Source organism: Streptomyces sp. NPDC102462, from assembly GCF_044765425.1.
In the GTDB taxonomy this organism is placed as follows: Bacteria; Actinomycetota; Actinomycetes; order Streptomycetales; family Streptomycetaceae; genus Streptomyces.
The window spans coordinates 20,332-31,748 of sequence record NZ_JBIWKB010000087.1 but is presented as its reverse complement, the minus strand read 5'-3'; the positions used below and the strand labels follow the sequence as shown (position 1 = coordinate 31,748).

Genomic DNA, 11,417 nt, shown 5'->3' with positions numbered 1-11,417 from the left:
AGATCCTCGCCAAGGTCCGACTCGTCCAGACCAGCGTGAAGAAACTCGTCAATAACAACTCGAAGTAACTCAATCAGGGTCACGAGACACTAGGGCGTCAACGCGATCTCCCACGAGTGAATGGATCGCTCGCCGACTTCACCGGGCGCGTCCACAGGTGACCCAACGAACCCGTCAGCGGCCCAGCAGGCGGCGGCGACCACCATGGATGACAGGTCGCCTGGCGTCCTATCGCCGGGGTGATATCACCGCCGCAATGTCATCGAGATTGAGCCAGTCATTCACCCAGGGACCAGGCCAAACCTCTCGCCCACTCGTCGATCCCCTGCCCCTGTGGATCCGGTGCGGCGCCGTGCCCCAATGACGTCGAGTGCCCCGCCTGTCAGGTGAGGCATCCGGACGCGGCCATCGACCTCCCGCGGGACATCCGTCGGCTCGTCTCCCGACGCCTGGCCGGCGTTGTGGACGTGGGGCCGAGCACCGGAGACGGGTTGATCGGCGACTTCGCCGCTGTACTCCAGGGCGGAGGTGGGCCGGATAGCTGATTTTACTAATTTGATGGCCATATATCGACTTGGCCAACAGGTGAAGCGCGGGGAATGCAGGGTTCTTCGCTCGATAGGGTCTCGATGGCTAGGAGCGTTGACGGTAGTGGGGCATGGGCGAACTGCACTTCGGGTACGTCCGCGAGGCGATCGGGGAGTGCTTCACCGGCCTCGTAGAAATGATGGACCAAGCATGGGTTTCCGATGAGAAGCGCCATCAAGCCTTCCTCAGCCGCGGTTTGGCTCTGGCGCGCCGATGCAGCCGCCTTCTACGGGGACCTACTGGTCACCCACATCGTCTTCCGCCGTCTGAACACTCGCTCTATCGAGGTCCCGAAATACGTCTGGCCAGCGGAGCTCGACCCTGACGGAGGTGAAGAGTCCGATTAACGTGGAAGACCAAGAAAGCGGGGTGTGACCTGTGGAGACGTCGCCAGCCTGACAGGCGGTCAGTGGCGCCCCCGGGGGGCAGACTCGAACCTGCGGCCAAACGATTAGAAGCGGCCTGCTCTGTTCCCTGGCTACCGGCAGCCCGGCGAGTGCGCTGGTAGCGGTGCTCCTTCAGTGATGCTGGGGCGTGCTGATTCGCCGACGGCAGACACATTGAGGGCGCAACGGACTGGATTGACGCGGCGAAGCAAGCAAACCTAGAGCGGTCCGGAGAAGCGCGTACCCCCTGCCGTTCCGCATACGTCTGGAGGCCGTGAGCGCCGTGTTGGGCGAAACATAGCCGACGATCGTCGGTTAGCCAAACCGGCGATTCCGCAGACCATTGAACCTGTCGCGCTGATCGCCGCGTGACGCGTTCAGTAATTTTCCCTGAGGAGTTCAGAGCTGTGTCTGTCGAGGTCATGGACGGGGAATGGTTGCATTCTGACGAGGAGGTTGGATCGCTGCTCAAGTGGATACATGGGCATGCGGGTTCCCCTTCATGCGCTTCGTGGCCGAGCAGGCTTTGCGCCCAAGCGAGGCTCGGGCCCTGCGAGTGAGGGACGTGATGCTCCCGGAGGTCGCCTCGGGCAAGTTGACCGCCCGCCACAAACGGACGCGCCTTCCGTATAGGAGCAGACGTGGCAGCAGGGCCAAGAGGCCGTCCTGCCAAGGGACGAGCTGTACTCGTGGCGCCTGGGGAGCCCATCTCCATCCTCCGCGAGTCCTGCCTGGTGAAGTGGCTGGGGATGGGAATCTCATCCGTCACGGTTGCCGAGTGGGCCGGCTAACCCCGGGTTGGCTGGCGCTGCGTTACCGCACTGCTTCTACACGGAGAAGACCGAAATCGACTGGGACCATCTGGCCGGGGCCATGCCCTGCCGGACTCGCCCAGGTCGTGATTCTCGTCCCGCGCTCTGGCTGACACCTAGAGTTCGGGCGCCACCAGCTAATCCGCATCTGCACCGGTGGTCCTCGCCCCCAACGAAGACCTCACATGTTCAGCGTCCCTTTGGCCGAGACTGTCCGTTAAGCGGTCCTGCTGCCCTGACAGGTCTGGTTGATCGCCTTGGACCGGCCGATGCTCCAACTGCCGACTCGTCGGACGCCCAACCCACCCCACCTCAAGGTTCCCGTCATGCCCGCACGCCTGCTGTCCATCCCTGCCGTCGCCGCCGCCTTGGACGTCGACCGCCGCACCGTCTACCGCTTCATCGCTGCCGGCGACCTACCTGTCGTCGACCTCCGTACCGGAACAGGCCGGTCCCGTGTACGGGTCCCTGTGGCCAGCCTCGACGAGTTCATCAGCCGCCGTGCCGTCGTACCGCCGGCAGCTCGCCGCCGACCCCGGCCTATCCCAGTCCGTAACCCTTGAACAAGGAGTAGAGCCTCGTACCTCCGCAAGTTGAAGTCCGGAAAGTGGCAGGCGACCGTACGCAACCGGGCAGGAGACCGGTTCAGCGAGTCGTTTCCCCTCAAGTCGCAAGCGCGCGCCTGGGGCATCGAGATGGAGACCCAGTTCGCTCGCGGAGGCATGCGCGATCCGCGGGCCGGGGAAGTGTCGTTCCGCGAGTGGCACGACCGGTGGTGGAACGCCCGCGTCGTTGAGCCCCACACGCTTCGTGGCGACGCCTCCAATATCAAGAACCATGTCATGCCCTACTGGGCGGATTGGGAGATGCGGGCCATCACCCGCATGGACGTCCAGAGCTGGATCCGGACCCTGGTCGAGAAGGGGACGGGGGCCGCTGCGATCAAGCGGGCCTACAACCTGACGTCCTCCATAATGCGTGCCGCCGTCGACGACGATGTCCTGGCGGTGACCCCGTGCCGCAACATCGATTTGCCACAGATCGCAGTCAAGCCGCCGCAGTGGTTCACGCCCGACCAGGCGCAAAGCATCCTCGACGAACTCCCTGCCCCCTGGCGAACGATGTGCCTGCTTGGCTTCTACACCGGACTGCGCTGGGGAGAACTCTCCGGCCTGCACCGCCACCGCATCGACCAGCGCCGCTCGCGCCTGTTCGTGGTGGAGGTCAACTCCAAGAGCGGCATCAAGGAGTATCCCAAGAGTTCCAAGAGCCGTAGAGAGGTCCCGCTCCCGCCCCACGTCCTGGAGGCCCTCGAACGCCACGTCCACCGGCTCGACCGGGACGCCGTGGTGTTCACCACCATCACCAAGGGCCGTGCCGGACGGCTCCTCGCCGACAGCAACTGGCGCCGGCAGACCTGGTGGCCCACCGTCGAAGCCGCCTACTACTTCGACTCCGACGGCGAGCAGCAACTCGTCCCGCACTACCCGCCGCACTCCATGCGCCACACCTGCGCCTCGTGGCTGGTCCAGAAGGGAGTCTCGCTCTACGAGGTCCAGCACCTCCTCGGCCACGAGAGCTTTCAGACCACCCAGCGCTACGCTCACCTTCAACCGGACGCGCACAAGGCCGTCCTCGGAGCATGGGAGCGGATGGAAGCCCCGCTCACCGTCGCAGCATGAACGATCCTTCATCCCTGTCCGCGCCGGACGGGGGTGAAGGCGTTCACGAGCGGGCTGAGCTTGGATCACGGTTTCCGCCGACTGGCTGGTCTTGAGTCAACCGTGCACCGCTCGCTGGGCCTTCCGCAGCGCTTAGACTCTCTCCGTGGTAGGAGAGGACGCCCACTTAAAGGGAATCTCGGGAGCGAAGAGAGCCAAGCTCTACCTCGAGGGCACGATGCGGATCTGTGGGGCCTTCGCGAACACGGACTCGGACGCCTGGGCGAGGAAACTGACACTCGCCTGGCCCGAGGGCGGCGGCCGGACCTTCTCCTTCGACCTGGGCGGGTCGATGCGGGGCGCGCCGTACCATGGCGACCAGTTCTGCGCGGAGGTCAAGCACTATCAGGGGCCGGCGGACCAGGGTACTCACTTCGTCGAGTTCCTCGCAAAATGCTACGTCGCGCACCAGGAGAAGTACCTCTTCGGCGATCACTACATGTGGATCACCTGGGCCCCCTTCAATGTGAACAACTGGTCGCAACTACACGAGCCGCAAAGGATCGAGTCCGCTGTCGTCCAACACCGGCAACGCATCTTCGGTGACGTCTCCGAGGACGAGGCCAGGAAGAGGATCGACGCGAACGTGGTCCAGACCGTGTCCGAGCGCGTGTGGCGCATCGTCCTGTCAGAGAAGCAGGAGGGTTTGCTGCCCCTCACCGAGTGGCGGGCCATCCTGGCGCACGAGCTGACCCTAAAGGGGGAGTGGTGAACGCCGTCGCATCGTCGATCGCCGAGGCACTTGAGGCGGACGACCCGTACCGCTCGTTCGCCGAAATCAAACGACTCCTCGAACAGCACCTCCGGCAGATCAATCCGCAGATCCGGACCAGGCGCACCGGATACTACAATCACACCCACATGCCGGACCTGGTCATGCGATGGCCGCACGACGACGACCTCAGCGACCGATACGTCTACCTGCGCAGCACGACGGACGCGGACGAGCTCGGGTTCGACATCACGCGCCTTGCTGGCCAGGACCGGCCCATTGTTCTGGCGCTCGGCGCCCTCCGCCCGTCCTTCGACGCCCACACCCTGGATTCGCTCGCGACCGACCACCACACCCTGGTCTTGGACCTGGCGGCTTTCGCGGAGCTGACCGCTGGCGAGTCAGCTGACGCCGCGTTGAGGCGTCTGATCGCGAACACCGTCATCGAAGGCGGCCAGGGCCTCCTTGACGAGCACTCTGTGTCCCGGCTGGCCCGTGCCATGACGACCGGCACGCAGGCAGCCCGCCGCGGTGAGCGTGAGGGCACTGAGGACGCGCTTGCCTTTGCCTCGGACACGCTGTCCCCACCGATCGCGCGCCGCCTGACGGCCTTCTTGGGTACCTTATGGCGCGCTAGTGGAGCACCGGTAGCCGCGCTCGAACGCGCTCCCAGGTATCCGCAGCAACTGGACGAGTCGTCGCTCGATTACCTCCTCGAAGGTCAGGAGATCCCTGATGGGAACTTCTGGAGCCGTATCGCCCGTGAGATCACTCTGACCGATCTGCTGCAGCACGGCAGGGTCACCGCCACCGAAAATCTCCAGCACCTCATGCGCGCTGCGCTGAGCACATGGAACGCCCGGGTATGCGGCGTAGCCCCCTCGTCCGTCGCCGCTCGCCGTGACGTAGCCCCCCTGCGCTGGACTAAGGGCGAGGGAGTCCTCAGTTTCGACGCGCCCGGCTTCGTTCTCACGCTCGTACAGAAGGTCGACCACCTGACATCGTCGGCAGCACGGGCGGCGTACGAACTGCCGGCCCTCGACGAGGTCGGCAATCGGCTGCAGCTCCTGGGGCTGAGCCTCAAGGCCATCACACTGGTCAACGGTGGAGGAAAGGTGGCGTACGAAGGAGAGGTTGGCGCCTTGCATGGGGACCGGCTCCGTCACCTCAGCGAATCCCTCGGACCGGGAACCCTGGTCAAGAATCTCGAAGCCCTACCGCCAAGTGGCGTACCGGTGAGGTACAACTTCTCCACCCGGACCGCCTCGGTGAAACCGCCTCGCGGCAGTGTCCCACTACTGGAGCTCGTGAACACGTCCATCCGACTCTTCACGGATCTATCCCGCGCGGAGGAGGAACGCCTCGTCGAGGTGATCCCATCGGGCGGCCGCACCCTGCATGCCGGAATCGAGCACGACATGCCGGGGGCAGAGTCGCCCGCCGACTGACCCGCGGTGGGTCCACTCCAGAGGACCAGCCTCAGTCCTACTGGGATTCCTCGGAACCGTCTTCGCTCGCTCCAGCGATCTTGCCGCCGACGAATACCACGCCCAGCCCGAGGGCGGCTGCACCGGCGGCTGCCACCACCTTCATCCCCGCCCCCAGAAACTGCTTGCTCTCGCTGTCCTTCTCGCCTACCCGCTGTACGTTTTGGTCGAGGCGGTCGTGAAGGGCCTCTCGTTGCGCCCAGCTGAGGTCGTCCCGACCGAGGTCGGCCTGCAGAGCGTCCCGCTGGTCCTGCGAAGCCTTGTAGAAGTGGTTCTGACTGTTCTCGTTGGCTGCGAGAGTGGACTTGTGGGCCTCCGTGACCGCATCGATGTCGGCCTTGCCCAGGTCCTTGAAGGCGGGGAACTGCTCGATGAGCTTGAGCCGCACCTCGGTGGCCATCTCGGGCATCGCTGCCGCGAACTTGAGCACCTTGTCCTTGGACAGGTTCCGCCAGTTCGGGATACCCAACTTCCGCTTGACCGCTGCTTCGTTCACGTAGCCCATTCCCTGACTCCGTTCGTCGTCCCGTGAGGCATCCTGGATAGTAGCGGTGCCCACCGACAAGCCCCTCTTCCTCGTCCTCGGCCTGCTCGCCAGGACCCTGTGAGCCGTATTCGGGGGGTCAGGTCCCACCCACTGCGTCAGTCAACGGCACGACCCCACCGACGGTTGCATGGTTGGGACGGCACGACCGCAGGAATCAGCTCATCTCCGATGGCCGGTCAAGGTCGAGCACCGGGGCCGGCTCCAGGTCGGATCCGCAGATCTCCATCCCGGCGAACGAGGCATGATCCCGGTCCAAATGAAGCCACACGCGAGGCTCCTCGTCGTCGAGAATGATCTAGGCAGCGCCCGTTGCGCGGCGAGTTCCTCCACGACCGTCCACGGGACGGCGACGCCTTGCACCTCGCTGCCCGGGTGGTCTTGAGCAGTTCGACGCTCGCGTTGTCAGGGGAGACAGCCCACAGAATGTTCGTGTCCAGGATGATCAAAGTCGGTGGCTCCGGCCCCGGGCGGCGTGAAATAGGCGGGACAAGCCTCCCAAGCTTGGAGCGGCCTCGTCAGCGAATTTCGATCCCACTGCCCCTTTGACTGCGGGCCTCTCGTACGCACTGGGCGCACCGACGCGACTCCAACGACGTGAGGCTCCGTACCGGTGGAGTCGCTGAGTACTACGGGGAGCCATGACGCGCCAGAGTTCCGGTACCGAACCGACGTAGGGCCGTGACGCTCATTTGACGCTCCGGGGGCCCGGCGGCCCTCATCCAGGACCCCAAAGCATCTCTGACCTGCTGCTTTCCTGCCTGCGTCCAGGCCGACACCTTTCCGATGACGTCGCACGTGGAGTGCGTGGCGATCCTGGAGCCTGCAGTAAAGGGCGTCTGACCTGCTGGTTTCCTGACTTCCTAGGTTGCGACGGGTCGTACCGACCTGTTTCCGTGGGTTCACCGCGTGGAGCGTGGTGCAGGTTGCCGCCACGTGTCTCACCTGCGGCTTCGCAGCGGGGCGCGGGTCGAGAACGCTTTGCCTCAACTCTGTGAGGGACGGTTGGGGAAATGCCTTGACGCTCCTTCGACGCTGATTCTGGCGGAGCGTGATGCGGTATCTGGATGAGCATCAGCGCCGGCTGGCCATAGGGGCCGAGGCGCGGTCGCTGGGACATTGCGGGATCAGGATCGTCGCCGCTGCGGCCGGGGGCCGGGAGGGGACCTTCTCGCGCGGGGGTGGCTGAACTGGAGTCCGGTCAGGCTCTGTTGGGCGGGTCCGCCGTCCCGGCGGAGGTCGGAAGAAGGCGACTGAGGTGCGTGGGGGCGGCCGTCCGGCACGGCGGTCACGAGATTGACATGCCTCCGTCGATGGACAGGACCTGACCGGTCATGTAGTCGGCGTCCAGCAGCAGTTCGACGCCGCGGGCCACCTCGCCGGGCGTGCCCATGCGGCCGGACGCGGTCCGAGCCACGAGGGTGGCGCTGACCTCGGCGGGCACCTCCTCGGTGAGCGCGGTGGCCATGAGGCCGGGTGACAGCGCGTTGACCGTCACATTGAACCGCCCGCACTCCAGGGCCAGGCTCCGGGTCATCCCCACCACACCGGCCTTGGCCGCCGAGTACGCCGTCTGGCCCCGGCTGCCGAGGAGACCGGCGGGCGAGACGACGTTGATGACGCGTCCCCAGCGGCCTCGCAGCATGTCCGGGAGCGCCGCCCGGCAGGTATGGAAGGTGCCTGTCAGATTGACGGCGATGGTCCGGGTCCAGTCGTCGACGGACTGGGTGGCCATGAGGCCGTCCCGGCGGATCGCCCCCGCGTTGACGAGGACGCTGATGTCTCCCAGCTCGGCGCGTACCCGGTCGACCATGTCCCGGGTGGCGGCCCAGTCGGCGACGTCCGCCTGCACCAGCGCACTCGGCCCGCTGAGCTCGGCCGCCACCTTGCGGGCCCGGTCCTCACCACTGGTGTAGTGCAAGGCCAGCCGGTAGCCACGGTGATCCAGGACCCGTGCCACGGCGGCGCCGAGCGCTCCCGAAGCGCCGGTGACGAGAGCGACACGGCCGTGGGTACCCGGCGCCGCCATTAGACCTGCGCTCCCGTACGCGTGCCGGCCGGGCGGCACGGCGTGGTCAGGGAGGCCGCCGGTGTGAGGTCTCCTACCGTGGCCTCGCGTTGACGTGCCCTCCGTGCGTGCCGAAGGCCGAAGATCCGCGTCCGGTCGAAAGCCATCACACCACTCCGCAGGTACGAGTCGGGAAGGGGACGGGTCGGGATCCGATCCTCCGGGGGAGGTCCGGCCGCCCTCGCACCCGCGCAGGCGGTTCACAGCGCACAAGGTGCGACGAGCCGACTCCGGTCAGGGGTCGGCGTGGGGCGCGAGGGCCTCCGGGCGCGGTGTCACCTTCGACAGGCTCCACCTCGCCCGGAGGTCCGGTCTGCGTTCGGTTCCGCTACGAGGCGACGGGCGATTCGTCGGCCGCTTCCGTCACGAAACGCTCGGCCGCCGCCGCGTCGACGCCCAGCGAGGACAGGAACCCGGCACTGTCCTCCTCCTCCAGCAGCCCCAGCAGGACGTGGCCGGTGCTGACGGTGTCGTCGGCGAGGCGCAGGGCCACCCGCGACGCCAGTTCCAGCGCCTTCTTCGCGTGGGCGTCGTACGGAATCAGCACCGGGTCGGCGTCGCTGCGCGACGGCAGGGCGGCCAGCGCCGTGTCCCGTGCCTGGTCGAGGTCGATGCCCTGTGCCCGCAGGGCGCCGACCGCGCTGCCCTCGGTGCCGAGCAGGCCGAGGAAGACGTGCACGGGGACAATCTCGGCGTTGCCGGCCACCTTGGCCTCGTTCATGCCGGCGATGATGGCGCTGCGGGCGGGCTGGGAGAACTTCTCGAAGGCGTTGGACGGCTTGGCGTCGGGCTTGCCGACGAACCGCTTCTGGGCCGCCTGCCGGGTGACGCCCATGCTGCGGCCGATGTCGGTCCAGGACGCGCCGGAACGACGGGCCTGGTCGACGAAGTGACCGATGAGGTGGTCGGCGACCTCGCCGATGTGGTCGGCCAGCAGGACGGCGCCGGCGAGTTGGTCGAGGGCGTCGGTGTGGTTCTCGGTGATAGCCGTGATCAGCTCGTCGAGCTTGACCGGCGGAGTGGTCTGCGTCATGTGTCAACCTTAGGTTGTCAATGGCGAGGTGTCAACCTGAAGTTGTCACTCCTTTCGCGGTCGGTCCCGGGCCGGCGTGGCCGCCGCGCTCTGCGGCGGCCACCTCCGCTGCCGACGGGTGCGCGGCGGCCGTCACTCCTACCAGGTGACCGGCATCTCGGCCGGCCCGAACGCCTGGATCGAGTGGTACTTGTACGTCAGTTCCGCCTCGGGCACGGCGAGCGCGAGCGTCGGAACCCGCTCGAAGAGGGTCGTGTAGACGATTTCGAGCAGGCCCGGCACCAGGCGGTCCGCCGGGCACTTGTGCGGTCCGTGACCGAACGCCATGTGCCGGGCGGGCTCCTCCCGCATGAGGTTGAGCTGGTGGGGATACGGACACACCGACGGGTCGCGGTTGACGGGCAGCGTCGGCACCGCCACGCCGTCACCGGCCTTGATCAGCGTGTCGCCGATGAGCACGTCCTCCGTGGCCAGCCGCATGGGAGTTCCGTCGTTGACCGAGAAGTACCGGAGCATCTCGTCCACCGCGACCGTCATCCGGTCCGGATCGGCGAGCAGTTTCGGCCGCTCCTCCGGGTGGTTCAGCAGGGTGAGCACGCCCAGCGAGATCATCGTGGACACCGAGTTGTGAATACCCTGGGCGTTGGACAGCATCAGGGGGGCCATTTCGTACCAGTCGACATCCTCACCGTGCTTCTCGCGTTCCTGCACGATCAGGCGACTCATCATGTCGTCGCCGAGGTGGTTCGCCTTCTCCTTCAGGACCTCTATCGCGTGCCCGTTCAGACGGTCGGCCGCTTCCCTCTCCTCCGCCTCGGTGGAGGTGCCCAGCAGCAGCTTCCAGACGTTCTCCCGCATGATCCGCAGCTCGGTCGCGGGGATACCGAGGAACATCTCCTGCAACCGCCAGGCGATGGGGAACGCCAGCTCCTCCACCAGGTCGACCGGTTTGGTCTGCTGACCCAGTATTGCGTCGATCTTCTCCTCCACGGCGACGCGCAGACGCGGCATCAGCCGGGCCAGCCCCGCCGGGGAGAACTCCTGAATGATCGACTTCTTCTTCTCCAAGTGCTCCGGGCCGTCCAGGTTGATCATGAAGGGCGCGCAGTACTTCAGCTTCTTCAGTGAGCCAGGAGTCAGCTTCGGAAAGCGGTCGTCCGTCTTGTCCGAGCTGAACCGTGGGTCGGAGAGCACGATGCGGGCGTACTCGGGCCTCACAATCATCCACACCAGTTTGCCCGTGGGCAGTTCCACCTGGCCGATGCCGCGTTCCCGCAGCGTTTCGTACTCGGCCGGCAACACGCCGGGGAGCTGCCGGCGAACGGGGTGGGTCGGGAGTTTGGTCATGCCGGCACCTCTGCAGCCCAGTGGTAGAAACGGGTGGCCAACGAATTGCCTTGCGGGTCGTACGGCGGAATCAGCTCCGTGAGGTCGTCGACGAGCTGGAGGAAGCGGGGGTCGCCCTCCGTCCACACCTCGCTGATCGCCTCCATGCTGTTGGCTACGGCGAAGTCCTGGATGTGCAGGTAGATACCGCGCCACAGATAGATCTGGCGGCGCAGCGTCCCCATCTTCTGCGGGATGTCGGTCGCGTCCGACTCCGCGAACAGCCGCGACACCTCGGGGATGTGTTCCTGGCGCTGGACGTTGACGATCACCGCGCTGTACGTCTGCTCCAGGTGGTCCAGTTGTTCAGCCGGCCACAGGTAGAAACGCTCGGCCGTCGGCCGGTCGACCGGGCCGTCCCAGTCCTCCGTCGCGGCGTGATCGCCGAAATAGGGCGACAGGTGTTCGTCCAGCCGGGCGCACCGGGGGTCGGTGGTGATGATCCGGTATGCCTCGTCCGGGTCGGCGACGTCCCAGTCCTGCATATGCACGTAAAGGTCGCTGTAACTGAAGACCTGTCTGCGGCGCAACTGCGGCAGTTCAGAAGCGACCTCGCCATCGAACTCCCGAAGGATCTTGGTGACGTCGGCGACGTTGCCACTGTCGAACGAGCCGACAGTGATGATGCTCGGCATAAGCGTCTCCTCACGATGGGCGGGGTGCCTTTCGAGCGCGCTCAG

The 11,417-nt window shown here is 66.1% G+C and carries 9 protein-coding genes and 1 pseudogene; 5 read left to right on the top strand and 5 right to left on the bottom strand.

Features of this window, described 5'->3' with window-relative positions:
* The first annotated feature begins 2,055 nt into the window (after positions 1-2,055).
* The 4 genes from ACIRFL_RS40470 to ACIRFL_RS40455 all read left to right on the top strand — a co-directional run bounded on the left by ACIRFL_RS40470 (position 2,056) and on the right by ACIRFL_RS40455 (position 5,667).
* Positions 2,056-2,349, top strand: coding sequence for a helix-turn-helix domain-containing protein (locus ACIRFL_RS40470; RefSeq protein WP_404039703.1), 294 nt, complete (start codon positions 2,056-2,058; stop codon positions 2,347-2,349).
* 30 nt (positions 2,350-2,379) lie between these two features.
* Positions 2,380-3,468, top strand: coding sequence for a tyrosine-type recombinase/integrase (locus tag ACIRFL_RS40465; protein ID WP_404039701.1), 1,089 nt, complete (start codon positions 2,380-2,382; stop codon positions 3,466-3,468).
* A 145-nt stretch (positions 3,469-3,613) separates the two neighbouring features.
* The gene (locus ACIRFL_RS40460) at positions 3,614-4,219 is read left to right on the top strand and encodes a hypothetical protein (protein ID WP_404039698.1); all 606 of its coding nucleotides are present in this window, start codon (positions 3,614-3,616) and stop codon (positions 4,217-4,219) included.
* Complete coding sequence (locus ACIRFL_RS40455; protein WP_404039695.1) at positions 4,216-5,667, top strand: hypothetical protein; 1,452 nt, start codon at positions 4,216-4,218, stop codon at positions 5,665-5,667. The genes ACIRFL_RS40460 and ACIRFL_RS40455 overlap by 4 nt, the downstream gene beginning before the upstream one ends.
* A 37-nt stretch (positions 5,668-5,704) precedes the next feature.
* On the opposite strand, the gene ACIRFL_RS40450 is transcribed toward ACIRFL_RS40455, so the two are convergent.
* Positions 5,705-6,211 (bottom strand): hypothetical protein, encoded by a 507-nt coding sequence (locus ACIRFL_RS40450; protein ID WP_404039692.1) that lies wholly within the window; start codon positions 6,209-6,211, stop codon positions 5,705-5,707.
* A gap of 1,093 nt (positions 6,212-7,304) precedes the next feature.
* Here ACIRFL_RS40450 and ACIRFL_RS40445 point away from each other — a divergent pair.
* Positions 7,305-7,532 (top strand): annotated as a pseudogene (locus tag ACIRFL_RS40445) (ISAzo13 family transposase); the annotation flags it as partial.
* Positions 7,533-7,538: 6 nt separating this feature from the next.
* Here the strand turns inward: ACIRFL_RS40445 and ACIRFL_RS40440 are convergent.
* From ACIRFL_RS40440 to ACIRFL_RS40425, 4 genes are all read right to left on the bottom strand, one after another.
* The gene (locus ACIRFL_RS40440) at positions 7,539-8,279 is read right to left on the bottom strand and encodes a 3-oxoacyl-ACP reductase family protein (RefSeq protein WP_404039690.1); all 741 of its coding nucleotides are present in this window, start codon (positions 8,277-8,279) and stop codon (positions 7,539-7,541) included.
* A 367-nt stretch (positions 8,280-8,646) separates the two neighbouring features.
* Positions 8,647-9,351 (bottom strand): Clp protease N-terminal domain-containing protein, encoded by a 705-nt coding sequence (locus tag ACIRFL_RS40435; RefSeq protein WP_404039688.1) that lies wholly within the window; start codon positions 9,349-9,351, stop codon positions 8,647-8,649.
* A 138-nt stretch (positions 9,352-9,489) separates the two neighbouring features.
* Positions 9,490-10,698 carry a cytochrome P450 gene (locus tag ACIRFL_RS40430; protein ID WP_404039685.1) on the bottom strand — a complete coding sequence of 403 codons (1,209 nt, stop codon included), beginning with the start codon at positions 10,696-10,698 and terminating at the stop codon, positions 9,490-9,492.
* Positions 10,695-11,372 (bottom strand): TcmI family type II polyketide cyclase, encoded by a 678-nt coding sequence (locus ACIRFL_RS40425; protein WP_404039682.1) that lies wholly within the window; start codon positions 11,370-11,372, stop codon positions 10,695-10,697. Before ACIRFL_RS40425 ends, ACIRFL_RS40430 begins: the two co-directional genes overlap by 4 nt.
* Positions 11,373-11,417 lie beyond the last annotated feature (45 nt).

Excerpts from the sequence above, each read along its gene's own strand:
- ACIRFL_RS40450 (WP_404039692.1), bottom strand. The coding sequence starts at position 6,211 with ATGGGCTACGTGAACGAAGCAGCGGTCAAGCGGAAGTTGGGTATCCCG.
- ACIRFL_RS40440 (WP_404039690.1), bottom strand. The coding sequence starts at position 8,279 with ATGGCGGCGCCGGGTACCCACGGCCGTGTCGCTCTCGTCACCGGCGCT.
- ACIRFL_RS40470 (WP_404039703.1), top strand. The coding sequence starts at position 2,056 with ATGCTCCAACTGCCGACTCGTCGGACGCCCAACCCACCCCACCTCAAG.
- ACIRFL_RS40430 (WP_404039685.1), bottom strand. The coding sequence starts at position 10,698 with ATGACCAAACTCCCGACCCACCCCGTTCGCCGGCAGCTCCCCGGCGTG.
- ACIRFL_RS40435 (WP_404039688.1), bottom strand. The coding sequence starts at position 9,351 with ATGACGCAGACCACTCCGCCGGTCAAGCTCGACGAGCTGATCACGGCT.
- ACIRFL_RS40425 (WP_404039682.1), bottom strand. The coding sequence starts at position 11,372 with ATGCCGAGCATCATCACTGTCGGCTCGTTCGACAGTGGCAACGTCGCC.